This is a genomic window from Salinadaptatus halalkaliphilus, assembly GCF_006543045.1.
In the GTDB taxonomy this organism is placed as follows: domain Archaea; phylum Halobacteriota; class Halobacteria; order Halobacteriales; family Natrialbaceae; genus Salinadaptatus; species Salinadaptatus halalkaliphilus.
The window spans coordinates 1-22382 of the sequence record NZ_RBZW01000012.1 but is presented as its reverse complement, the minus strand read 5'-3'; the positions used below and the strand labels follow the sequence as shown (position 1 = coordinate 22382).

The 22382-nt window shown below is 63.9% G+C and carries 21 protein-coding genes, 1 other RNA gene and 1 pseudogene; 10 read left to right on the top strand and 13 right to left on the bottom strand.

What is annotated here, in order from left to right; all coding sequences use genetic code 11:
- Window positions 1-2: 2 nt before the first annotated feature.
- The 8 genes from D8Y22_RS03675 to D8Y22_RS03640 all read right to left on the bottom strand — a co-directional run bounded on the left by D8Y22_RS03675 (window position 3) and on the right by D8Y22_RS03640 (window position 8163).
- A complete protein-coding gene (locus D8Y22_RS03675; RefSeq protein WP_141463371.1) occupies window positions 3-1310 on the bottom strand; it encodes a DUF7125 family protein in 1308 nt (435 codons plus the stop codon).
- 80 nt (window positions 1311-1390) lie between these two features.
- Window positions 1391-2257: a cobalt-precorrin-4/precorrin-4 C(11)-methyltransferase gene (locus D8Y22_RS03670; protein ID WP_141463370.1), complete on the bottom strand. Its 867-nt coding sequence runs from the start codon at window positions 2255-2257 to the stop codon at window positions 1391-1393.
- Complete coding sequence (locus D8Y22_RS03665; RefSeq protein ID WP_141463369.1) at window positions 2254-3078, bottom strand: cobalt-factor II C(20)-methyltransferase; 825 nt, start codon at window positions 3076-3078, stop codon at window positions 2254-2256. Before D8Y22_RS03665 ends, D8Y22_RS03670 begins: the two co-directional genes overlap by 4 nt.
- Window positions 3075-3680, bottom strand: a complete 606-nt coding sequence (cbiT, locus tag D8Y22_RS03660; protein ID WP_141463368.1) for a precorrin-6Y C5,15-methyltransferase (decarboxylating) subunit CbiT — start codon at window positions 3678-3680, stop codon at window positions 3075-3077. The genes D8Y22_RS03665 and cbiT overlap by 4 nt, the downstream gene beginning before the upstream one ends.
- 100 nt (window positions 3681-3780) lie before the next feature.
- Window positions 3781-5445 carry a hypothetical protein gene (locus D8Y22_RS03655; RefSeq protein WP_141463367.1) on the bottom strand — a complete coding sequence of 555 codons (1665 nt, stop codon included), beginning with the start codon at window positions 5443-5445 and terminating at the stop codon, window positions 3781-3783.
- 70 nt (window positions 5446-5515) lie between these two features.
- Complete coding sequence (locus tag D8Y22_RS03650) at window positions 5516-6442, bottom strand: ferritin family protein (RefSeq protein ID WP_141463366.1); 927 nt, start codon at window positions 6440-6442, stop codon at window positions 5516-5518.
- An 82-nt stretch (window positions 6443-6524) separates the two neighbouring features.
- Entirely contained in the window at window positions 6525-7838 is a 1314-nt protein-coding gene (locus tag D8Y22_RS03645) for a cobyrinic acid a,c-diamide synthase (protein ID WP_141463365.1), read from the bottom strand.
- A gap of 70 nt (window positions 7839-7908) precedes the next feature.
- On the bottom strand, window positions 7909-8163 hold the full coding sequence (locus D8Y22_RS03640) for a hypothetical protein (protein ID WP_141463364.1): 255 nt from the start codon (window positions 8161-8163) through the stop codon (window positions 7909-7911).
- Window positions 8164-8549: 386 nt separating this feature from the next.
- Between D8Y22_RS03640 and D8Y22_RS03635 the strand changes: the two genes are divergently transcribed.
- The 4 genes from D8Y22_RS03635 (at window position 8550) to D8Y22_RS03620 (ending at window position 11848) form a co-directional block, all read left to right on the top strand.
- On the top strand, window positions 8550-9386 hold the full coding sequence (locus D8Y22_RS03635; protein WP_141463363.1) for an alpha/beta fold hydrolase: 837 nt from the start codon (window positions 8550-8552) through the stop codon (window positions 9384-9386).
- Between the two features lie 116 nt (window positions 9387-9502).
- Entirely contained in the window at window positions 9503-10246 is a 744-nt protein-coding gene (locus D8Y22_RS03630; RefSeq protein ID WP_141463362.1) for a MaoC family dehydratase, read from the top strand.
- A 102-nt stretch (window positions 10247-10348) separates the two neighbouring features.
- On the top strand, window positions 10349-11323 hold the full coding sequence (locus tag D8Y22_RS03625) for an ROK family protein (RefSeq protein WP_141463361.1): 975 nt from the start codon (window positions 10349-10351) through the stop codon (window positions 11321-11323).
- Between the two features lie 54 nt (window positions 11324-11377).
- On the top strand, window positions 11378-11848 hold the full coding sequence (locus tag D8Y22_RS03620) for an MGMT family protein (protein ID WP_141463360.1): 471 nt from the start codon (window positions 11378-11380) through the stop codon (window positions 11846-11848).
- A 17-nt stretch (window positions 11849-11865) separates the two neighbouring features.
- Here D8Y22_RS03620 and D8Y22_RS03615 read toward each other — a convergent pair whose 3' ends face one another.
- Window positions 11866-12711: a phosphatase PAP2 family protein gene (locus D8Y22_RS03615; RefSeq protein ID WP_141463359.1), complete on the bottom strand. Its 846-nt coding sequence runs from the start codon at window positions 12709-12711 to the stop codon at window positions 11866-11868.
- Window positions 12711-14438, bottom strand: a complete 1728-nt coding sequence (locus D8Y22_RS03610) for an ABC transporter substrate-binding protein (RefSeq protein ID WP_246084347.1) — start codon at window positions 14436-14438, stop codon at window positions 12711-12713. Before D8Y22_RS03610 ends, D8Y22_RS03615 begins: the two co-directional genes overlap by 1 nt.
- 210 nt (window positions 14439-14648) lie before the next feature.
- On the opposite strand from D8Y22_RS03610, the gene D8Y22_RS03605 reads away from it, so the two are divergent.
- From D8Y22_RS03605 to D8Y22_RS03595, 3 genes are all read left to right on the top strand, one after another.
- Window positions 14649-14927, top strand: coding sequence for a ribonuclease P protein component 4 (locus tag D8Y22_RS03605; protein ID WP_141463357.1), 279 nt, complete (start codon window positions 14649-14651; stop codon window positions 14925-14927).
- A 125-nt stretch (window positions 14928-15052) separates the two neighbouring features.
- Window positions 15053-15301 (top strand): YhbY family RNA-binding protein, encoded by a 249-nt coding sequence (locus D8Y22_RS03600; protein ID WP_141463356.1) that lies wholly within the window; start codon window positions 15053-15055, stop codon window positions 15299-15301.
- Complete coding sequence (locus tag D8Y22_RS03595) at window positions 15298-16209, top strand: mechanosensitive ion channel family protein (protein WP_141463355.1); 912 nt, start codon at window positions 15298-15300, stop codon at window positions 16207-16209. Before D8Y22_RS03600 ends, D8Y22_RS03595 begins: the two co-directional genes overlap by 4 nt.
- Before the next feature lie 58 nt (window positions 16210-16267).
- Here the strand turns inward: D8Y22_RS03595 and D8Y22_RS03590 are convergent, their stop codons facing one another.
- A complete protein-coding gene (locus tag D8Y22_RS03590) occupies window positions 16268-17050 on the bottom strand; it encodes a LolA family protein (protein ID WP_141463354.1) in 783 nt (260 codons plus the stop codon).
- A gap of 333 nt (window positions 17051-17383) precedes the next feature.
- An RNA gene (gene ffs / locus D8Y22_RS03585) (signal recognition particle sRNA) lies at window positions 17384-17695 on the bottom strand.
- Window positions 17696-18009: 314 nt separating this feature from the next.
- Between ffs and nadE the strand changes: the two genes are divergently transcribed.
- Together nadE and D8Y22_RS03575 are read left to right on the top strand one after the other, a co-directional pair.
- On the top strand, window positions 18010-18864 hold the full coding sequence (gene nadE, locus D8Y22_RS03580) for an NAD(+) synthase (protein WP_141463353.1): 855 nt from the start codon (window positions 18010-18012) through the stop codon (window positions 18862-18864).
- Window positions 18865-18992: 128 nt separating this feature from the next.
- Window positions 18993-19340: a DUF5798 family protein gene (locus tag D8Y22_RS03575; protein ID WP_141463352.1), complete on the top strand. Its 348-nt coding sequence runs from the start codon at window positions 18993-18995 to the stop codon at window positions 19338-19340.
- Between the two features lie 283 nt (window positions 19341-19623).
- Here the strand turns inward: D8Y22_RS03575 and proS are convergent, their stop codons facing one another.
- Window positions 19624-21111 carry a proline--tRNA ligase gene (proS, locus tag D8Y22_RS03570; protein ID WP_141463351.1) on the bottom strand — a complete coding sequence of 496 codons (1488 nt, stop codon included), beginning with the start codon at window positions 21109-21111 and terminating at the stop codon, window positions 19624-19626.
- A 596-nt stretch (window positions 21112-21707) separates the two neighbouring features.
- On the opposite strand from proS, the pseudogene D8Y22_RS03565 reads away from it, so the two are divergent.
- A pseudogene (locus tag D8Y22_RS03565) lies at window positions 21708-22289 on the top strand (ferritin-like domain-containing protein); the annotation flags it as partial.
- Between the last annotated feature and the right edge of the window lie 93 nt (window positions 22290-22382).

Below are 22382 nucleotides of genomic sequence, written 5' to 3'. Positions count from 1 at the left end.
GGTCAATCGGACTCGAGCGGGGACTGGACGGGTGCCGACATTGGACCGCTGTCGAGATCGATTATCACGCCGTCGGTCACTGCGGTTCCCGGTCGGTACTTTGGAATCGAGAGGGAGTAGGCGCCGGTACCGACACGAGTCGTGTCGTCGCTGGATTGGCCGGCAGCCGTCTTGAGTTCGAACACGGCGTCGGCAGCCCGCAGCGTCGCCGATCGGTGTGGTGGATCGTCGGTCAGACAGTGAACGATGGCGACGCTTTCGGTCTCGACCACTCGTTCCTTACAGGCCTCGAGAAAGGAGACGTAGGCCGCCCGGTCGCGGCGCTCGAACGCGTCGATCGGATCGACGATGACGTTCGCCGCGTCCGGCAGTTTGTCGATCAACGCGAGCGCTTCCTCGAGAGCGTCCTCACCGGCGACGCGTCTGACCGTCGGAACTGCGGTGGCGACCGTACTGGATTCGATCGCCCGGCGAACGTTAGCTCGCGTTCGTTCGCTCGAGAGATACAGCGTTCCGCGGACCCCAGTCGCCCGATACAGCACCTGCTCGGCCTGGCTCGCGGGATCGGCGACGAACGCGACGAGCGAACCGGGTGGGACGCCCCCGCCGAGCCGGTAGTCGAGTTCGTCGGTTCCGATCGGCAGCAACTCGCCGGCGTACTCCGGCGGCGCCCGGTCGGTTGGCGACTGATTCTGAAGGGCCGTGACGATATCGTCGAAGGCTGACGCGACCTCGTCGTTGACCAGCGGGGAGGGACGCTCGGGGACACACCCGAGCAACGGAACGCCATCCCACGCGAGTGCCCGCTCGGGAATCTCGGTACACCTGTTCAAAACTGCACCGTAGACCGGTGTTCCGAGACGACGAGCCATCTCGATCGTCGTCTCGGTCGCCGCCAGACTCCGTTCGGTACTGCCGGCGACGACGATCACACCCGCAGCCTGTCCCAGCGGATCGACCACGTCAGGCCCAGCACCCGAGGGGCAATCGAGCAACACTTCCGGCCCGTCGTGGTCGAGTTTCGACGCAAGTGTTTCGAACCCGACGGCCTGCTCGGGTTTCGGCGCGGGAACGACGCCTGCGAGCGGTTCTCGAGGGTGTTGCTGGGCGATCGTTCTGAGGTCGGTGTCGTTCTCGAGCGCCGCAAGCGTTGGCGTCCGCTCGAGATCGGTCACGACGTGAAGATTCGGTAGCTGTCTGTCGGCGTCGACGGCGAGTACCGGCGCCTCGACCCGAGAGAAGGCCTCGGCGAGGCCGAGCGTCACTGTGGACGTGCCACAGCCACCTTTCGATCCGGCGATGGCGATCATACCACCGTTGGCCGCGCCATCCCTTTTGAACGTTAGCACGACGCGGCGCGGAACAAGGGTCGATCGGCGTTCGAGTGCGGTCAGTCCGGGCTTTCGCTGCCGCGGTTCGCCCAGTCGCCGTAGAGGTACGAGCGTTCGTAGCCCGCCCCGGTCACGGCGTCGCCGATGACGACCAGCGCCGAGGCCCGATAGCCGGCGTCCTCGACTTTGTCCGCAACGTCGTCGATCGAGCCGACGATAACGTCCTCGTCGGGCCACGAGGCGTGATAGATCACTGCGACCGGCGTCTCCGGATCGTGGCCGTCCTCGAGCAGCCGATCCATCGTGTCGCGGACGGCGTGCGTTCCGAGATAGATGCAGGTCGTCACGTCGCCCATCCCGACGAACTCGGAGATGTGGTCTTCCTCCGCAGTCAGCGTCTTGCCTTGGGGTCGGGTGAAGGCGACGTGATTCGAGACCTCGTTCAGTGTGAGTTGGGTCCGCAGCGTCGCGCTCGCGGCGAATGCGGACGTGACCCCCGGGACGAAGTAGGTCGGCACGCCCTCGTGCTCCAAGGCGTCCATCTGCTCGAGGGCGGCCCCGTAGATCGCGGGATCGCCGCTGTGCAGCCGGACGACGTTCTCGCCGTCCTCGTAGGCGTCGCGCATCAGCGGAATCAGTTCCTCGAGATCTTTCCCGACGGAGTTGACCAGTTCGGCGTGATCACAGTACGCCTCGAGGAGTTCGCTGTTGACCAGCGATCCGGCGTGGACGACGAGATCGGCCGCTTCGAGCAGTTCCTTGCCGGCGACGGTGAGCAAGCGTGGGTTGCCGGGACCGGCACCGACGAAGGGAACCCCCTCCTGATCGTCGCCGGCACTGTGGTCGAAGATCCGGTCGTCCAGATCCTCGCGCCGCCGCTCGCCCTGGGCGTCGATCGCATCCTGGGGATCGTTATCGTCGGTCATCGATGCCCCTCGCAGTCGCCGTGTTCACAGCCCTCCGCGCGCTCCAGTGCAACCAGCTTCCCGCCGTCTGCCACTGGCTCACCGTTCGAGTCGCCATCGGGCAGTTCCGTGTCAGCACTCGAGTCGGTGTCACTATCTCGCTGGAAGGCTGCCGTCGCCTGTTCGACCTCGAGATCTTCTTTCTCCGCGTAGGCGAGCGTGTAGTAATCCCGCTCGTCGACGTCGGCGGGGTCGTCGGTGACGATCGTGTCACCCTGTACCATGAACAATCGGCGGCCGTACGTTACGTCGTAACCGGCTTCGATGAGGCCCTCGTGGGTCGCCGGCGCGTCGGTGACCTTGAAGAGGATCAGCCGATCGGGACCCGTCGGACTCGCGCCGCTTGGGGCTTCCCGAAGTGCGAGCCCGGCTCCGGCTTCGATCTCGACGCCCATCGCCGTCGTGAAGGCCGTCACGGCGCTGACACCGGGGACGATCTCGAGGTCGACCTCGGGGTGGAAGGCGTCGATCGTCCGCCGAAGGTGGCCAAAGGTCGAGTAGACGTTCGGATCCCCCAGCGTGACGAAGGCGGCGTCGCCGTCGCGGGCAGTGGGTGCGATTTCGGCGGCGGCTTCCTTCCAGGCCGCTCGCAGTTTCTCCTCATCTCTGGTCATCGGGAAGTCGACCTCGCCGATCTTGGAGTCGTCGACGTGCTCGAGGGCGACACTCCGAGAGAGGCGGCCCGGCGAGTAGACCACGTCGCAGCTCTCGAGCACACGCTTCCCGCGCACGGTCACGAGGTCGGCTTCGCCGGGGCCGAGACCGACGCCGTACAGCGTCATCGGTCCTCACCGCCGCTCCCGTCCGCGGCTCCCGTCGCGCCGCCGTCTGCGTCGTTCGTCGCACTGCCGACCAGCATGTAGACCGGATTCTGCGAATCGAAACTCGTCGCGCCCGCGAGTTCGTAGCCGTGGCTCACCTGAAACTGGACGACCTCCTCGAGGATGTCCCGCTCGCGGAAGGCCTCGGTCGCCTGCCCTGCGACCTCGAGACGCGAGACGTTCATCACGATGCGATCGACACCCGTCTCGACGGCGTGATCGAGCACGGCCTCGAAGTTGCGGCTGCCGCCCAGAAAGAGCGCGTCGGCGTCCGCCGGCAACCCCTCGGGCGCTTCGGTGTTGCGAAGGTCGACGTCGGCCCGAATCGTCTCCGCGTTTGCGGCGAGATTCTGTTCGGTCGTCTCGAGGCGCTCGGCCTTGCGTTCGAGGGCGGTCACGCGGTCGGCCCGCTGGGCGGCCTCGATCGTGACCGCGCCGGTACAGGAACCGACCTCCGCGAAGTGATCGTCGGCCTCGAGGGCCAGTTTCGACTGAACGACGGCCCGGACCTCCGACTTAGTCGGACCGGCTTTCGCGTCGTGTGGCAACGCAATCGGTGGCATTACCCGGTGGAACAGCGTCCTATCATAAAAACAATTTTGTTTGTAATAGCACAACTGTCGTTGTGTATTTCGGGCGGAGACGGCGCAGACGGCCGCGCCGCTAGTAGACGAACAGGCGCCAGAACCACTCGCCGACCCCCGCGGATCCGAGTTCGTCAGGCCGGTCGACCTCGCTACCCGTTTCGTACTCGTAGACGTGGTAAACGTCGTAGGCGTCGTCTCCGTCGTCGGGAGTCGCTGTGGCGTCGGGGCCGTCGGCAGTTCGGTCGTCATCGCCGACGTCCTCGAAATCGCTCTCGTCGGAGACCCCGTCTGATTCGCTGACGTGCAGTCGGTACTCGCCGCCAGCGAGCGTCCCGGTGTCGGTGTCGACGGTCATCCGAAGCCGAGACTCGTGGACCTCGGGGTCGTCGACGAGGTCCTCGAGGTCCTGTCCGGTCTGTGCATTGTAGACGGCGTGTGGGTCGGTCATCTCGAGCGTGAGCTCCCCGTCGTCCTCGCTGGCGACGGTCCACCCCTCGGCGTCTCGTGACGGTTCCCCGAGCCGTGGAATCCCTTCCTCCGTCATCAGTACGTATCCCGGAAGCGGGGCCCGATGGCCGTTGTAGAATACCCCCGTCGTGTAGTACTGATCGAGACCCTCCAGCGACACCCACAGCCGACGATCCTCCCTGTCGAGTTCGAACTCGTAGGCCAGCTCGTCGCCGTTCTCCGCGGGCTGGTACCACCGGAACTCGTGGCTCGTCCGATCCGTGTTCTCGAGGGCGGTCGCGTACAACTCGTCGGGATCGTCCGGTAACGGCTCCGGCGAGCTATCCACCGGCCGAATCTCGTTCGTTCTGACCGCGCCGGCAGTTCCGACGAGGGCGGTGACGAGCAGGCAGGCGAGCGCGAGACGGGCGACCGGAACCGATCGTCGGCCGTGGTCGCCTCCATGCGCCCACCTCGCGTCTTTCGTGCCGTTCGACGATTTCGACGCCCGCGTCCCGAACCGATCGCCGACGAACACGATCGTCCACGCGAGCCAGTAGCCGCCAGCGAAGACGAGAACCAGTCCGCCCACGGCCAGCGAAACGGCGAGGACGGGTCCGTCCGCGAGTCCCGCCGCGTCGATCCAGCGGACGGCTCGAGCGACGGCCAGCGTCACGCCGGCGGCCAGTCCCACGAACGCGAGCGTGGCCCCTATGAGGGTCGCGACCGATCGCGGCCGCGCTACCGGCGCCGTGATCGCTGCAACGGCTGCAGTGCGAGCGCGCTCACCGCCACCGACCCTGACCACCGCAATCCCGGGAACGACCCACGTGAGGAGCGTCCCGACGGCGATGCCGACGAACGTGCCGTAAACGGCCACGTGAAACGTGAACAACCCGTCGTAGCCGAGCCAGTAGAGGGTGTACCGAAGCGGGGTATCGATCACCAGAAAGACCGCTGCTCCGACGACGACAGTCACCCAGTGGCCGACGGTCGCTATCGCCGTGAGTGCGGGAAGCTTCCGGGCGAACGCGGCGACGTGCTCGCCCCACTCTCGAGGTCGATCGTCGTCTCCCGTTCGAGTCGTCGAAACGATCGCCGTGAGCCCGATAACCGCGACGACCGGCGGCCAGGCGACGACGGCGATCGAGAGCCAGATATCGCCGAAATAGGGCTCGAGCGCGAGGGCGAGCCCGAGGCGAACGAGCCCTTCCAGCAGCGTTACGACGATCGCTACGGCCAGGAGCCGATCGGTCGCGACCACCGACCGGGAGAGCTGTCGGAGCGCCAGCACGTCTCGAGTGTGATAGGGATCCTACAAAAACTATTCGAGGACGACGGTGAAATCGCACGTACTCCGTCGATCAATCCGCAGCGCGCTGGGCCTGCACCGCCCGTTGAACGTCGCTGTACTCGTCGAACCGATCGGCGCCGATGTAATCGATCGTATCCTGGAGGTACTGGATCGACTGCTTACCGATCTTGCGAGCGTCGTATCCCTCGAAGGGCATCTCCCGGCGCTGGGCACCGACGATTCGATTCTGGACGTACTCGTCGATACGGGGTTCGTAGACGTCGGTGACGATGTCTGGCTCGGCCTCCGCGAGTTTCGACAGCACCCAGCGACCGTTTTCGATGTGGCGCGTCTCGTCCTGGCGGACCCGCCCGATCGCTTCCTGGAACGACTCGAGGACCACGTCGCGGCCCATCTCGTCGGCTTTCAGCTCGATCATCTGGTCGAACGAGAGGTAGCCGCTACGGGCGAGTTGGGCCTCGACGATCCCCATGTAGTTCAGGTACGCCTCCCCGAGCGCGTAGACGAGCTCCTGCTGGTCGCCGCTGTTGATCGCCGCGAGCAACTCGTCGGCGGTGTCGTAGAGGTTGTCCGTGCTGTAGCCCTCATCCTGGTAGCCGCCTTCCCGGAGCGGCTCGGTATCCTGGGTCTCGAAGACCTCCTCGAAGTACCGACTGAAGAGGTCGGTGTGTTTGGCCTCCTCGTAGACCTGCTGGGCGAGATATATCTCCTCCTGGACGGTGTCGAACGGCATCTCGTCGTTGTCGAGCGCGTCCAGGGCCATCATGTACGGCGCGAGCGTTCGCGTTACGTCCTCCTCGCCGTCGTAGAATCCCGCACACGTCAGGAGGAACTGTTCCTGTTCGTCCTCGCTAAACGCCGCCCAGTCTTCCTTGTCGCCCTCGAGATCGTAGTCGTCGGGATCCCACGTCCCCTCTCGTTTCCCTTTCCGATACAGCTCGTAAGACTTCTCACGGTTACTGTACTCAATTGGCATGATCTACCGTGGCAATATTTGCCCAGCCTATTAGCTCTACACAAACGGTAAATCTGTTCAACAGAATTCAACAGAAACGGCGTTACCGAATCATCTCGGTGAGGAATCGATCGAACGCGCCGCTTTCGGGGTGGACGTGGACGTAGGTACCGAGCGAGTTGTACTCGGTGAGACCGTCGTGGTCGCCGTCGATGCCGTCACCGCGGGTGGTCTCGAAGGCGAACCGGGCGTCGCCGTCGACCGATGCACTCGAGTAGTGAAACTCGTGGCCACGGATCGACTGGCCGGCGGCCGCGGTGAGCGTGTCGTCTACCGCTTCGAGTTCGACGTGGTCGAGCGCCTGGTAGCGGTCGTGCATGGTCACGTCGGCCGGGAGCACGCCGGCCATCTCGTGGCGGTCGCCCTCGACGGTCGAAAGCGACTGGCTCAGCGCCATCAGGCCGCCACACTCGCCCAGGACCGGCAAACCCTCGCTCGCGCGGTCGCCCAACTCGGCGAGGGTGCCGGCCGACGCGAGCGCGTCGGCGTGGAGTTCGGGGTAGCCGCCGGGGAGGTAGACGCCGTCGCAGTCGGGGACGGGGTCGCCAGCGACCGGAGAGAACGTACGGAGCGTTCCGTACTCGCGACATCGCTCGATAGTCGCCGGATAGCGAAAGCAGAAGGCCTCGTCGTCGGCGATGGCGATCGTCGGTTCCCCGGCTGCTGTCGCGTCGGTCTCGAGCGCCGACGTTGGCTCGGCTGCCTCGGATGCGACCTCGACCAACCGCTCGGTCTCGAGCGACTCGGCTGCCGCCCGAAGCGCGTCGGTCGGTAGCGCCGCCTCGCCGCCCATCTCGAGGCCGAGGTGGCGGTCGGGAATCTCGAGGTCGTCGTTCGGCGGAATTCGGCCGAAGTACTCGAGATCGTCGGGTAACGCGTCGACGATCCCCTGTTCGTGGCGACCGCCGTGGGCTCGCTGGGCGACGATGCCGGCGACCTCGATATCGCGTTCGAGCGTCTCGGCGTACTGCTGAAACCCGAGTGCCGTGGCCGCGACGCTTTCCATCCCCGCCTTGGCGCTGACGACGAGGACCACGGGCAACTCGAGCGCGTCGGCGACCATCGCCGTGCTCGAGGCGTCGCCGTCGTACAGGCCCATGACGCCCTCGACGACGCAGATGTCGCCGTCGCCGCGACGGTAATTCCGTCGCAGCCCGTCGGTCCCCTCGAGCCACAGATCCAGCGTCCGCGAGGGGCGGCCCGCGATCGCCTCGTGGTGACTCGGATCGATGAAATCCGGGCCGGCCTTAGCCGGCTGGACCTCGTAGCCGGCGTCCGAAAGCGCCTGCGTGATCGACAGCGTCGCGACGGTCTTGCCGACGCTCGAGCTGACGCCGCCGAGGACGAATCCGTTCATTATGGGTTCGTTCGAACAACCGAACTTGAATGCGTCGGTGGCGTGCCATCCGCCGTAAACGGGTGGCAGCTCAAGATGGGTGTGCCTGGATCTCGGGTTGGTCCTCGTCAGTGACGACGACCCGTAACTCGTGGAGGCCTGGGCCGAGGCTGAATTCCGATCGCGTCGTCGTTTCGTCCTCGAGCGCAACGAGAGCCAGGACGTCGGGTCCCGCGTCTCCGTAGCTCATCGCATCCTCGTACGTGCGTTCCTCGTCAGCACCGAGCCACGCTGACTCGTCGAAGTATATCGTATAGCCGCTCTCACCCTCCGGGATTGTCGTCACTGCTACCGATACAAACCGCCGTGTGTCGTGGCGGTTTTCCATCACAACGGTATTGGTTGGATTCGTCGTCAGCGCGCCACAGCCTGCTACTCCACATGCGAGGCCGGTCGAAAGGAGTTGGAGGGTGGCCGACGAGTAGACTGCATACCAGAGCGTGTCGAAGATAGCACATATATATTTTATCAGTAGTACCGACAGTCATCCTTCTGGACAATATGGCGGTAGAATTGAACCTTCGTATCGCACTGCCCACCAGCTTTCCCGCGCTATGCAGTGAATGATCGTATGAGTTACCTCGAGTGCACGTCGACGGAGGTGGATGACAGCCGGCTGTTACCTCCCGTGCAACCAACTACGCTATATACGTCGAGGTCCCACAACGGACGATGGCAGCACTCGAGCTCGAGGACGGGACGATATGGTACGAGACGAGCGGCGAGGGGCCGCCACTGGTGTTCGTCCACGGCGGCTGGATGAACGGACAGGCCTGGCAGCCCCAGATCGAGCACTTCGCCGACGACCACCGGGTCGTGACCCTCGACGTTCGTGGGCACGGACAGACCGGCGCGACCGATCGGGATCGGTACTCGATCGACCTCTTTACCGACGACCTCGAGGCGTTGCTGGCCCACCTCGAGATCGAGCAGCCGATCCTCTGTGGGCTCTCGCTGGGATCGATGATCGTCCAGCAGTACCTCCATCGACATCCGGCGGCCGCGACGGGTGCGATTCTGGGCGGTGCGGTGCGTTCGATGCCGCCGGTCGAGCTCCCGGCGGGCGTCAAGCCGTTCGTCTCGCCGATGCCGGCGCTGGCGACGACCCTCTCGCTGACGGGGCCACAGGCGACGTTCCGATCGATGCTGTACTCGATTCGGGCGACGACGGGCGAGCGCTGGCTATCGGTCGATCCCGACGTGCGTACGGCGGCGATGGACGCCGTCGGCGACGTCTCCCGGTCGGAGTTTCGCAAGATTTTCGGCGCACTCTATCGGTTCGAGCCGCCGGCGTTGACCGGCGTCGACACGCCGACGCTCGTCATCCACGGCGAGCAGGAGGCCCCGCTGGTCAAACAGCAAGGCGCACGGATCGCGACCGCCGTCGCCGACGGCCGTCACTTCATCTTCGACCAGTCCGGCCACCTCGTCAATCAGGATCGACCGCAGGCGTTCAACGAGGCGACCCGTGCGTTTCTCTCGCAGCTCGAGGCGGAACCGGCCGGCTGAGTTTACGAGCGCTCGTCCCGATCTGGTTTCGAAGAGGTGCCAACACACGTTGGCGACGCACCCAAGCAGCTGGATACGTACCCTTCTTACAGCAGCGACTGCGAACGTTCCAATTCATGAGTAGTAATCGCTCGGACTCCGAGGCCGCTGTATCGTCCCCGACGGGCTGGTCCACCGTTTCGAAACACGCGCTCAACAGCTACCGCGAAGCGAACAACGCCGTGCTCGCCGCGATGGGTCTCTCGACAGCCAGCAGCGACGAGACGCCGTCTCACGGCGACGAGTCGACAACTGATGGCGAGGGCTCGATCTGTGTCCGCGACGACGATCGGTCCGTCACCGACCAGATAACCCTCGAGTCGACGACCGGAACTGACCCGGCGGTCGCCGAAGTCGCCTTCGGCGACGAGACCTGGCTCCTCAAGCGATCGACCGACGCGAACGACGACCTCGGGGTCGGCGATTATGTTCACTTTACCAAACCGATCACCGATACCGACGTCGCCGCGTTCGCACAGATCTCTGGCGACACGAACCGTCTCCACCTCGAGCCGGCGTTCGCCGCCGACACCCAGTTCGACGGCCGGATCGCACACGGCACGCTCGTCGCCGGCACGATCAGCGCCGCCCTCGCACGATTTCCCGGCTTGACGGTCTATCTCTCCCAGGATCTCGAGTTCCACGCGCCGGTCGAAATCGGCGACGTCGTCACCGCCGACTGCGAAATCGTCGAGGAGCTCGGCGGCGATCGGTATCGCCTCCAGACCACGGTCAGAAACGAGGACGAAACGACCGTTATCGACGGCGAGGCGGTCGTCGTGATCCAGCCGTCGCCAACCGACGACCGCCCGAGTCCATGAAATGACCGATCACCCGACGACGCCTCCTGGACGGTGATCGGATTCGTAACTCGAGTCCGAGTACAATATGTTAAGTAGCGTCGGGGATGTCGTTCGAACAAGATGGGTTATTACGCGGGCGTCGATCTCGGTGCGACGAACGTTCGGGCGGTCGTCGCCGACGACGGCGGGACGACGATCGGCACGGGTCGAAACGGAACGCCACGCGGACCGACGGGAATCGACGTGACGGAGGGCGTCCTCGAGACGCTGCGCGAGGCCTGTGCTGATGCCGGCGTCACACCCGAATCGATCGTGGCTGCGGGCATCGGTTCGATCGGCCCGTTCGATCTGGCCGAAGGCGCCGTGATCGATCCCGCGAACCTGCCCGATTCGATCGATCGCATCCCGCTGACCGGCCCAATATCGAAACTGGTCGACAGCGAGGAGGTCTATCTCCACAACGATACGAACGCCGGCGTCATCGGCGAGCGATTTCACGCGGACCGCAACCCCGACGACATGGTCTACGTGACGATCTCCTCGGGCATCGGTGCCGGCGTCTGCAGCGACGGCGAGATCCTGGCCGGCTGGGACGGCAACGCCGGCGAAGTCGGCCACTACGTCGTCGACCCCCAGGGCCGACTGACCTGTGGCTGCGGTCGGGACGGTCACTGGGAAGCCTACTGTTCGGGCAACGGAATCCCCGACTACACCAGGCTGCTCGCCGAAGACGATCCGACGATATCGACTAGCCTCCCGCTCGAGGAGCCCGATTTCACCGCGAAAGACGTGTTCGACCTCGCGGGCGAAGACGAGTTAGCCGACTACGTCATCGACCAGCTCGCCCACTGGAACGCGATCGGTGTCACGAACGTGATCCACGCGTTCGCGCCGATCGTCGTCTCCTTCGGTGGCGCCGTGTCCCTCCACAACGAGGACCTCGTCGTCGATCCGATTCGCGAGCGCGTCGCCGAGATGGTGATGACGAACGTCCCCGAAATCCGGGTGACCGATCTCGGCGACGACGTCGTCGTCGAGGGCGCACTCGCGAGCGCACTCACCCAGGGGACGGGCGATCGACGCCGTCTCGAGTGATATCGCGCCGGCAGCCGACAGGATATTCAAGTCCCCGTCCCCTACCCACGTCACATGGAGGACGTGAGCGACGCTGGAATCTACGCGCGGAAGTCGGCATATCTCGATCGATACGTTCAGTTGGGGGTCGCCAGCGGCCGCGTGCTGCGCGTCTCGTTTCCTGACACACCGGCGGACGACGCCGGGACCGACCACCCGGTTCTCGATCGGATCTTCGAGTACCTCGACGGCCTCGAGGCGGTAACCTTCGACGACATCACGGTCGCGTTGACGATCCCGACCGACCAGCGGGCCGTGTTAGAGCAGATCCAGGCGATCCCCTACGGCGACCAGGTCGACGCCCAGACCCTCGCCAGGATGACGCCGGTACTCGATCCCGACGACGAGGACGACGTTATCCTCGTGCGGACGGCACTCGAGGCGAATCCGGCCCCCATTTTGATCCCCGACCACCGGGTTCGGGACGGCCCGAGCGCTGCACCTCCCGCCATCGAGCAGAAGCTTCGATCGCTCGAGGAGCTGTAAGTCCCCCGAGACCGGCGCTAGCGCTCGAGGAGGCGCCGCGGCGACAGATCTCGTTCGCTCAGCGACGCCGATAGCGACCAGCGGCCGACGAGGTGACCTGCCAGCGCGACGCTGACGTAGGCGAGGCCGATTCCCGCGACGACGTCGATCATCCAGTGAATACCGAGATACATCGTCGAGATGGCGACCGAGACGCCGAGGACGACCGCGATAACCGCCCACCCTGGATAGACCGACCGCGTGCGGTAGGCCAAAAAGGTGACCGTCGCCGCGAGCGAAGTGTGTAGCGACGGAAAGACGTTCGTGTTGCGGTTGACCTGCCGGGTCAGGTGTTGATACTGCGGATAGGTGTCGTACAGCAGCGCCTCGACCAGCTCGGGCATCATGTTCCGCGGGCCGTAGGCCAAAGCCAGCACGTACAGCCCCAATCCGAGCGTGTAGTTGAGCGTGTACGCGGCCAACAGCTCCCGGAGCGGCCGCGTATTCGAGAGCGCGAAATACGCGACGACGGGAAAGACGAGCAAGAAGATGTAGCCGTAGATATAGATGAAGGAGAAGTACGCCGTCGCTACTGGTGTCGCCTGATCTTGCAGCCACAGGATAAACTGTCCCTCGAGGTCGTAGATCGGCCAGGTGACGTTCCAGCCGACCAGCAGGGAGAGGTCGGGCACGATCTGCCTGGCGACGCTGTTGAACAGCAAGACCGCAGCAAGTACCGCGGTAATCGGCGCTACCTTTCGAACGCGGTCGCGCCACTCGAGGCGGGTGTCCCGGAACCGGTATCGGCCAACGAACAGCGCGACGCCGACCAGGACCAGCAGCGTGACGACGACGGCGATCTGGGTGAGCACACGAACGAGCATCAGCGTCTCACCCGCAGCGTTCCGTCGTCAGCGTATCGAAACCCTGCATCCTCGAACGCGGCTGTTGCCGCCTCGCGATCGACCTCGCCGTCGGTCCCCAGAAACGGGGTCACCGGGTCCTCGCCATCCCACTCGAGAGCCGCTGGCGTCCACTCCTGAGCTACCGGCGCGGCGATCGGGCGGGCGTGACCGTCGAAGACGTCCTCGACCAGCCACGCTTTATCGAGCAGTCGGGCCACGAGCCGGCGCAGGTTCGGATTGCCAAACGGTGCCTGGCGCGTGTTGAACCCCAGATGATAGAACGTCCAGGAGGGCGACCCGAGGACGTCGACATCGTCGGGCAAGGGATCAGCGCCGTCGACCTCGTCTCGGGCGTCGAGGATATCGTCGACGACGTAGCTCTCGAGGGGTAAACTGGTGAGATCGGCGGCGTCGGTCTCGACGAGTTCGATCGCGGACGTACTACGTGGGTCGATCTGAAATCGGATCGATCCGGCGGTCTGCTCGGGAAGCGAGACATCGTCTCGTCGCGTAAAATGCTCGTCGAAACGCTCGAGCGTGAGGTGTTCGCGCTCGACGCGCTCGCCGAACTGATAGGGGCCGCTCCCGACCGGGGGGACGTTGTCGGTCACGATCGCTTCGGTGGTCCCCTCGTCGACCGCATAGCCCGGCAGCGACGCCGTCACCGCCCGGTCCCGCCAGATGTGGGCCGGAAGGATCGGTACCAGCAGCGCCCGCTCGGCGACGGCTTCGGCCGCGTCGACCGAGAGCTCGAGGCTGGACTCGTCGTGGGCGGTCACCTCGTCGACGACACCGGCTTCGCCGCGGTATCGAGGCGCTGGTGCCGTAAACTCCCGGCTTCCAAGCGTCGTATCGGCGAGTAGCCGGTAGGTGAAGGCGACATCCTCGGCCGTCACGGCTTCGCCGTCGTGGAACTGACACTGCTCGTGTAGGTCGACCGTCATCGTCCCGTCGTCCCACGTCCAGTCCGTCGCGAGCCAAGGCGAAACCGCGCCGGTGTCGAACGTTGCGAGCGAGTCGTACACTAAATCGACGATCGTCCCCTGGTTGCGGTACTCGACGGCGAGGGGATTCAGGTTCTTCGACGGCCGCGGGTCCGTGTGTGCCGTTCGCAGCGTCGCGTCCTCCGAGGCCGCCTCGAGGCCGAGATAGCTCTGTCGGGTCGCCGGATGCGCGTCGGTCCAGCCCTCGAAGCGGTCCGTCCGAACCAGGCGATACTCCGCCGGCACGCAGATCGGCACGAACGGCTGTTCGGTCGCGATCGCATCGAGCGTCGCTGCAACCGCCGATTCCCGGTCCTCGTCGGCGTCGCGTTGGGCCTCGAGCCGATCGTCGACGGTCAGGTTCGCGAATCCGAAGGGATTCTGCCAGCCGCCCTCGTCGACGTACCGGGAGTGAAGAGTTTCGTAGAGAAAATCCGGATCGAGGCCACCCGGATGGCGACCGACGTAGATATCGAAGTCGTGGTTGACCAGTACCGTCCGGAGAAACTCGTCCTCGGGGAGCATCCGGATATCGACGGCCATTCCGGCGGCCTCGAGTGCCGTTCGGATCGCTCGAGCGAGCAAGATGCTTTCCCTGTCGCCGTCGGCTGGCAGCGTCGTGATCGTCAGCGAGAACTGGTCGATCTCCTCGCGGTTGACGACGCTTCGCACCCGGCGAATGCAGCCGCTGGTCGCGACTGCGAGTCCGGTTGCGGCCAACATCGCACGACGGCTATATCCAGTTTTCTGGTCGTCGCGGGGGAGGGCACCGCACATTGTCGTTCGGTATCTGAGTTCACCGGTCGCGCTATAACAGTATTGCGCTCGTATCCCCGGCCCACCGTGTGGTTTCGGCGTCGTGACCAAAGATACCGACGGCTCGCCCGAGCCCCGGACGAAACATCAATACGTGAACCGACGAAACAACCGGCCATGGATGTCGCCGCCGAACGGATCGACCGGCTCGAGGAACTCGCTCGAGCGGCAACTATCGACGGCGACGACGAGCGTGCAAAGTACTACGTCCAGCTCGCCCGCCGTATCGCGGAGCGAAACCGACTGGAGTTCCCGCGGTCGTTCGAGCGTTTTACCTGTGACCGCTGCGATGCCTATCTTCGACCGGGTGACAACGCGCGGGTGCGCTTGCAGAACGGCCACGTCGTCATCTCGTGTGACTGTGGCGCTCACGCGCGGTATCCGTACGACGAGTAACCCGGAGACGATCGCCCACGACAACTGGAGACGATGTGATCCGTGCGTGGTGTCGACCGACGATCACGAATCCGGACGATCCGTTTCGCGAAGATTCAAACGGATCGGGTTCATTACTCGGGGATATGGATCAACAAGAGCGAAAGCGGCGAGCTCACGACCTCGACGTCACCGTCTGGGTCGGCAAGAACGGCATCGAATCGGTCGTCGACGAACTCGACGATCAGCTCTCGAACGACGATCTGGTCAAGGTGAAGTTTCTCCGGGCCGCTCGAGCAGGCAGTTCGACCGACGAAAAGGCCGCCGACCTGGCCGAGCGCGTCGACGCTGAGCTCGTCGATACGCGCGGCCACACGGCAGTTCTGTATCGATGACTGGCAGGTTACCGGCGCTGGAGGCCGATAGCGGATTCCTCGAGACGCTGCTTGAGGAGATAGGGTTCGGATCGGCGGCGGCCGCCGTCGAGGCGCTGATCTGGTTCGTCGTCGGCTTCGTCGTGGTGTGGTTGCTCGGCCGAGTGGTCGTCCTCCCGCTGATCAACCGCGCGTTCGATCGGCGGGGACTGGACGAACACGCTCGCAACCCGCTGTTGATGCTGACGAAATTCGGCGTGTTCTTCGTCGCGGTTGCCGTCGCGTTCGGCGCGGCGGGTCTCGAGAACTTCCTCGTCTCGCTGGCCGGCGTCGCCGCGGCCGGCGCGCTGGCGGTCGGCCTGGCACTCCAGAACGTCATCTCGAACTTCGTCGCGGGCATCTTCATCTACGCCGATAAGCCGTTCCGGATCGGCGACTGGATCGAGTGGGACGATGGCACGTACGCGGGCACCGTCGAAGACATCAGTCTCCGCGTGACCCGCGTGCGCACGTTCGACAACGAACTGCTGACGGTCCCGAACTCGCAGTTGACGGACAACGTCCTCAAGAACCCTGTCGACGGCGATAAACTCCGGCTGAAGTTCGTCTTCGGGATCGGCTACGGCGACGACATCCAGCAGGCGACGGACATTATCGTCGAGGAAGCGCGAGACAACCCCGACATCATGGACGATCCCGGCCCGTCGGTTCGACTGACCGAACTCAACGACTCCGATGTCGGACTCCAGTCGCGATTCTGGATCGAGAACCCCTCTCGAGCCGATTTCGTCCGCATCAAAGGCGAGTACATCACGGACGTCAAACGGCGCTTCGACGAGGAGGGCATCGACATCCCGTACCCCGTCCGCACGCTCGAGGGCGGACTCGCACTCGAGGAGTCGAGGACCATCGGACAACCGGCCGAGTAACACGCGATCGATTCGGTCCACGACACAGCGCCGACCGTCGGGAACGGGTCGGTCGCCGTTACGTGAATTCCTCGACGCTCGCGTTTTCGGGCGGTTCGAACGCGAACGTCTGGTCGTCGAGGCCGTCGTTGAACGTGATGTCCTCGAACCGTTCGGAGTACTCGTAGGTTTCGCCGTCGACCTCCGCGACGACGGTCTCTTTCAGCGGGTAGGCGTACTCCGTATCGATCCAGATCGTCTGTTCGGTGACCGCGAGATCGTCGGACGGCTCGACCGTCTCGAGGGCATAGACGAACTCCGTGTCACCGACGAGCAGGGAGATACCGTCTGCGACTGACTCGTTCGTTGCCTCGACGGCGAGGACGTGGGCCTCGCGGTCGGCGACAGTCTCAGTGCCTCGGTACTCGAGGTCGTAGCGGTCGCGCTGGCGGTCGGCTTCGTCGGCGCGGGCGGCCTCGACGACGTCGTTGTCGTAGGGCTCGGCGGCCTCGTAGACGGTCGCAGTGTTCGATTCCGGCAGGTACTGCCAGGCCGCCGTCGCGTTCGAGACGTAGACAGCACCGACGCGGTCCTCGGCCGGGGACTCGAGTATTTCGCTGCGGTACTCGACGTAAGGACGTTCGGCGACGGCGACGACCTCCGTTCGGCTCTCGTCGCCGTGGGTGACGGTCGTCGTCCGTTCGCCGTGGATGTCCTCGAGGTCGTCGCTGTGGACGAACGTGTCCTCGAAGACATCGGCCGGATCGGGCGTGTCGTCGGTCGTGGGGAGGGCGACGCACCCGCCGAGGAGGGCGACGAGGACGACGAGTCCAACGGCGAGTACGAGTCGACGGGGAGCCATCGCCACATATGATCGTGAGAAGATGCCTAAGCCTTACTATCGGTCGTCGAAACGAGGGGGCACACAGCCAGCGCCGCGTGACGAAGACCACGTCGTGGGCCCCACTCGCGGCGCTGATACGGATTGCTGTACCGATGTACCGGCGTACCCGCCGCCCGGGTCGCGGGTGCGCCGGAAATGGCGTACAGTAAACCGTATGAGAGAACAGTCACACTGGCGAATCGACATACGCAAGCGAGATTATACGCTTCCCTCGCGTCGGTCCTCTACCCGTGTTACGGTCTCGAGCACCACGACGCGGTTGCTCTCGAGTGTCAGTTGGTATGCAGTATGAGTATGGAGGCCGCGATTGCCTGGCGTTCCGGACGGGGGAATCCCGATTGCCTTCTCCACCCCGCGACCCGTCGAGCGACAGGTGTCCGACGGTCCACTGCTCGCTTCCGCGCCTGATGGGCTGTCGCCGGCTAACCACGATGGAACGTCCCTGCGGACGACCACCGTGGACCGCTGTCCCCGACGGACGAGGCTTCCACGTTGGCTCTCGGGGCCCCGGCCGGTCTGACCGGACGCCCGCGGTGTTCGGTCCCCGCTAATGACCATAGCGCGGGTAACGAGCAGGGCCAAACTGCCCGACCTATCCAGATTCTCCTAGCGGGGAACGACTTAAGGACTTTTCGCCTCCGAGCCGAAGTCGTATCGATCGCCTGGCGATTTACAGCGGTATCGAGGCGAAAACCCACCCTTCAGGGGTGTGGATGAAGCCGGCAACTACGAGTAAGGAGCGGAAGAGTATAAGAGTTAATCGTTCACCAATAGTCGAATTTAGAAATATATATTTTACTAATTATGGCCACTAGCACGCAACTGACTAAGGAATTTACTGCAAACCATTATATTGTCGAGCGGCGGATGATGAGCTGAATGACGGTTTGGTTCCCACAACGGGTGACCGATCAGCGATGACGGTGTCACACACCAGTGAGCCAGCGTCGCTCCCGCGGGAAGACGGACTCGCGACGACCGACGAGGCACAGGCGCGGCTCCGCGAGCAACGGCCAGCGTTTCTCGAGGAGTTGGTGGACGACGCCGGTGCGGACCGGCTGGTCGTCGGGCTCGATGGCAGCGTCGAAACGGCCCTCGCGGCAACGTTCGCCGTCGATGCCGTCGGTTCGGAACGCGTCACCGGGCTCGTGATGCCGGCGTTTCTGAGCCACGAGGCGATTTCGCGAACGGCCGAAACGGTCGCGTCCGCGCTCGGCATCGAACACTGTCGGCTCCAACTTCAGCCCGTCCTGGCGGCGTTTCAGGAGGCGGTCGGCGACTCGAGCGGCCCAGCCGACGATGTCGTCGCGACGAACAACGCGCTCTCGCGCTTGCGGATGACGTGTGCCTACTACGTAGCGAATACGACGAACGCGCTCGTCGTCGGGACCGTCGACCGAACCCAGTATCTGCTCGGGGGCGTCACGAAACATGGTGAGACCGGTGCCGACTGTCTGCTGTTCGGCGATCTCTATCACTCCGAAGTGAGCGAACTCGCAGGAACTGTCGGCATTCCGGACGAACTCACCGTCGAGACATCCGGATCGCCGCTGTACCCCGGCCAGTTGCCGATAGCCGACTTCGAGATTGCGCCCACAACCGTCGATCGCGTTCTTCGGCTCCGATTCGACGAAGGAATCGATCACGAAACCGTCGTCGAACGGACGGGCGTCGAGCCGGCGATCCTCGATCAACTCGAGGAGTACCACGCCGAGACCGAACACAAACGCCGACAGCCGGTAACGCCGTCGCTGCGCTCGCATATCAACTGAAACAGCTTACGAGTCGTTTGTTCACGACCGGCGATAAATATCTCCTTCCGAGAGACACGGTGACACGAAGAGCGCAGTACCGACCGGGGAGGAAAAGGCCCATTAGCCGCCCGACACATCAAATACGTATGGGACTTGGCAGCACCGCAAAGAAGATTCAGGGACTCTCCGACCGCGCCGAGGCGATGTACAAGCAGGTCCAGCAGCTCCAACAACGGATCATCGGCCTCGAGGAGGAGATGGACGACACCCACGACACCGTCAAACGACTCGACCACCAGATCGCCGAACAGCGTGAGCTGTTGCTGGCGATCGCCGACGAGCAAGGGATCGACGGCGAACAGATCCTCGCCGACGCCGCGATCGACGAGGCCGAACAGGCCGACGAGTCCGGACAAATCGACGGGTCGACCCAGACGACCGAGCCTAGCAACGATGCCGATGCCGGCGACTCGAGCGAGTCATCCGCAGAATAGCGAAGAACGGAATGTCAGAGGCACGTAGTGCTCACCCCGGCAGAGTGAACACCACGTGAGCCCATTCACGGGCATCCGGTAAGGAATCTTGGGTTAAACAGTTAGGTTCTATGCAGATCCATTCATCATTAATCCTTACATTGTACAGCAGACAGTGGGCACTCTACAACGGAATTCGCCATATTCGACCGATTTCCAATCGTCGTAAGGGCCATCAGACGGGTGTGGATGCGATCCGATCGTCGTGCGACCAGACGAGGCCGCACCGATCGAGTTGCCAGGCTCAGTACGACTTCGCGAAGTACGCCAGTTGATCCGCCGGCTCACCACAGACCGCACAGACGGCGTCGTCGTCTTCGGGCGCTTTCGGGACGCCCGCGGTCGTTCCACCCTGTTCCTCGAGCGGTTGCATCACGATCTCGGCCGAGACCTTCTCCTTGATCGCCTCCTCGCAGGCCTCGTCGCCACACCACGGCACCTTGACGTAGCCGCCGTGCTTGCCGATCGTTCCCATGATCTCCTCGGGACTGTCGGCTTCTCGGATGTTGTTCTCGAGGTGCTCCTCGGCCGTGTCGTAGAGTTTCTCGAAGATCGTCTCGAGGTGGTCGTCGACGCTGTCGACGATGCCGTCGCGGTCGGCGACGGACTCTTCGTTGTCGGGTCGGTGGACGAGCGTGATTTCCTCGTCTTCGACCTCGTAGGGGCCGATCTCCAGCCGTAGCGGGACGCCGTTGAGTTCGTGTTCGTTGAACTTGAAGCCGGGATTGCGCTCGTCGCGGTCGTCGAGTTCGACGCGGAAGCCGGCGTCCTCGAGATCGTCGGCGATGTCCTGGGAGTACTCGAGGACGTCGTCTTTGGTGTCTTCCTGCCAGATCGGGACGATGACGACCTGGGTGGGTGCGATGGTCGGTGGGAGCACGAGCCCCTGGTCGTCGGAATGAGTCATGATGAGCGCGCCGAGTGCACGCCAGGAGAGCCCCCACGAGGTGGTGTAGGCGGTTCGTTCGTCCTCGTCTTCGTCGACGTAAGTGATGTCGAACGCGTCGGCGAAGCTCTGGCCGAGGTGGTGGCTGGTGCCGCCCTGGACCGATTTGCCGTCGGGCATCAGCGCCTCGACGGTCGTGGTCGTATCCGCGCCGGGGAACTTGTCGTGTTCTGGCTTTTTTCCGCGAAGCACTGGAATCGCAAGCACGTCCTCGTAGACGCGTTCGTACTGCGAGAGCCGAGTCCAGACCTCCTCCCAGGCACCCTCGCTGTCGGCGTGAGCCGTGTGGCCCTCCTGCCACATGAACTCCTTCGTCCGGAAGAACGGCTTGGTCTCCGTGGCCTCCCAGCGGACGACCGAGCACCACTGGTTGAGTCGCAGCGGCAGATCGCGGTGGCTGCGCGTCCAGTCGGCCATAAACGGCGCGATGATCGACTCGCTGGTCGGTCGAACGGCGAGGCGCTCCTCGAGTTCGTCGTGGCCCCCTTGGGTCACCCACGCGACCTCGGGATCGAAGCCTTCGACGATGTCTTTCTCGCGCTCGAGGAAGCTCTCGGGGATGAACATCGGGAAGTAGACGTTGTCGACGCCGGTCTCCTTGAACCAGCCGTCGAGTGCGTCCTGAATGCGTTCCCAGAGGGCGTAGCCGCGCGGTTTCGTGACGATGAACCCGCCCATAGGGGCGTAGTCCGCGAGGCCGGCTTTCTGGACGACTTCGGCGTACCACTCGCCGGGCTTGTGCGATTTCGACTCGGTGATCCCGAGTTCCTGACTCTCCGAACTCATTGTATCGACAGTCAGCCAGCGCGGTCTTAAACCATACGAAGGGCAAATGTTGCACGCGAAAACCGTGACCCGCTCGGCAGCGAGATGAATCGCGATGGCCGACGACGTGTCGCTCCCTCGAGAGTTATCCGAACGGACGACCGACGGTCGACCATGCGAGCCATCGTAGTTGGGGCCTACGGCGGGAGAGAAGAACTCGAGACCCCATCGCGGGACGCAACGAGCGTCGAGACGTGATCGAGTGTGTCCGAACTGTTGTCCGCTGGGACATAATCAACAGAAATAGTATAGGGTATCGCTCTTCCCCATCCAAATCCCACATTAAACTACCATAACGTGTTCTTGGTGAACAAATTCATAGATTTACTGTGTTTATTATATATGTGCGGTTCTGGTAGATACGCCTGTCGTGGACCGGCTACTGCAGTGGTTCGGTCCTTGGTAGATTATAATTACACAAAATGACTGACCACGAACCTGGGAAAACCCCGACAGTCGAGCAACATCTGGACAGTGCAGTACCCGAAACCACGTCACGTCGACGCGTTCTCGCGGCGTCCGCGATCCTCGGTGCGGGTGCAACCGGTGTCGCACCGATGGCTTCAGCTGGTGACCACAAAGACGAGCACAAGGGAGCGCCGAACGACGAGGAACGGATGGGCGACGAACCACCCGAAGCAGTGCCCGACGAGTTCGAAAACGACATCGAGATCCTCAACTTCGCTCGAACGCTCGAGTTCCTCGAGGCCGAGTTCTACAGGGAGGGGCTCCAGAACATCGACGAGGCGGCCCTCCGACAGCAAGTCGCGGAGCTGGGCGTGATGGAGGATCGCGTTCTCCAGCGACTACGGACCGTTCGGGACCACGAAATTACGCACGCAGCGGTACTCGGTCAGACGGTCGAGATGCTCGGCGGCGAACCGGTCGCGAGCCCGCAGTTCGACTTCGGGACGGCAGTCCAGCAACCCGACGAGTTCATCGCGACGGGTGCGATGCTCGAGGATATCGGCGTTTCCGCCTACGCCGGTGCAGCGCCCTCTATCGAGAACGTCGATCTCGTGGCGCCGGCACTCAGCATCCACAGCGTCGAAGCGCGACACGCCTCGTTGTTGCGAGAACTCAACGGCGAGATCGGCTTCCCGATGGCGTTCGACCAGCCGCGGTCTCGCTCCGAGGTTGCCTTGTTTTGCCGCCGAATGACGACAGTCTCAGACGCTCTCACGGTTATCTTCCGTCAGATTAACTGGGAAATGGACGCCGTCTGGCGATAT

Excerpts from the sequence above, each read along its gene's own strand:
- D8Y22_RS03675 (WP_141463371.1), bottom strand. The coding sequence starts at position 1,310 with ATGATCGCCATCGCCGGATCGAAAGGTGGCTGTGGCACGTCCACAGTG.
- D8Y22_RS03670 (WP_141463370.1), bottom strand. The coding sequence starts at position 2,257 with ATGACCGACGATAACGATCCCCAGGATGCGATCGACGCCCAGGGCGAG.
- D8Y22_RS03665 (WP_141463369.1), bottom strand. The coding sequence starts at position 3,078 with ATGACGCTGTACGGCGTCGGTCTCGGCCCCGGCGAAGCCGACCTCGTG.
- cbiT (WP_141463368.1), bottom strand. The coding sequence starts at position 3,680 with ATGCCACCGATTGCGTTGCCACACGACGCGAAAGCCGGTCCGACTAAG.
- D8Y22_RS03650 (WP_141463366.1), bottom strand. The coding sequence starts at position 6,442 with ATGCCAATTGAGTACAGTAACCGTGAGAAGTCTTACGAGCTGTATCGG.
- D8Y22_RS03645 (WP_141463365.1), bottom strand. The coding sequence starts at position 7,838 with ATGAACGGATTCGTCCTCGGCGGCGTCAGCTCGAGCGTCGGCAAGACC.
- D8Y22_RS03635 (WP_141463363.1), top strand. The coding sequence starts at position 8,550 with ATGGCAGCACTCGAGCTCGAGGACGGGACGATATGGTACGAGACGAGC.
- D8Y22_RS03630 (WP_141463362.1), top strand. The coding sequence starts at position 9,503 with ATGAGTAGTAATCGCTCGGACTCCGAGGCCGCTGTATCGTCCCCGACG.
- D8Y22_RS03625 (WP_141463361.1), top strand. The coding sequence starts at position 10,349 with ATGGGTTATTACGCGGGCGTCGATCTCGGTGCGACGAACGTTCGGGCG.
- D8Y22_RS03620 (WP_141463360.1), top strand. The coding sequence starts at position 11,378 with ATGGAGGACGTGAGCGACGCTGGAATCTACGCGCGGAAGTCGGCATAT.
- D8Y22_RS03615 (WP_141463359.1), bottom strand. The coding sequence starts at position 12,711 with ATGCTCGTTCGTGTGCTCACCCAGATCGCCGTCGTCGTCACGCTGCTG.
- D8Y22_RS03610 (WP_246084347.1), bottom strand. The coding sequence starts at position 14,438 with ATGTTGGCCGCAACCGGACTCGCAGTCGCGACCAGCGGCTGCATTCGC.
- D8Y22_RS03605 (WP_141463357.1), top strand. The coding sequence starts at position 14,649 with ATGGATGTCGCCGCCGAACGGATCGACCGGCTCGAGGAACTCGCTCGA.
- D8Y22_RS03600 (WP_141463356.1), top strand. The coding sequence starts at position 15,053 with ATGGATCAACAAGAGCGAAAGCGGCGAGCTCACGACCTCGACGTCACC.
- D8Y22_RS03595 (WP_141463355.1), top strand. The coding sequence starts at position 15,298 with ATGACTGGCAGGTTACCGGCGCTGGAGGCCGATAGCGGATTCCTCGAG.
- D8Y22_RS03590 (WP_141463354.1), bottom strand. The coding sequence starts at position 17,050 with ATGGCTCCCCGTCGACTCGTACTCGCCGTTGGACTCGTCGTCCTCGTC.
- nadE (WP_141463353.1), top strand. The coding sequence starts at position 18,010 with ATGACGGTGTCACACACCAGTGAGCCAGCGTCGCTCCCGCGGGAAGAC.
- D8Y22_RS03575 (WP_141463352.1), top strand. The coding sequence starts at position 18,993 with ATGGGACTTGGCAGCACCGCAAAGAAGATTCAGGGACTCTCCGACCGC.
- proS (WP_141463351.1), bottom strand. The coding sequence starts at position 21,111 with ATGAGTTCGGAGAGTCAGGAACTCGGGATCACCGAGTCGAAATCGCAC.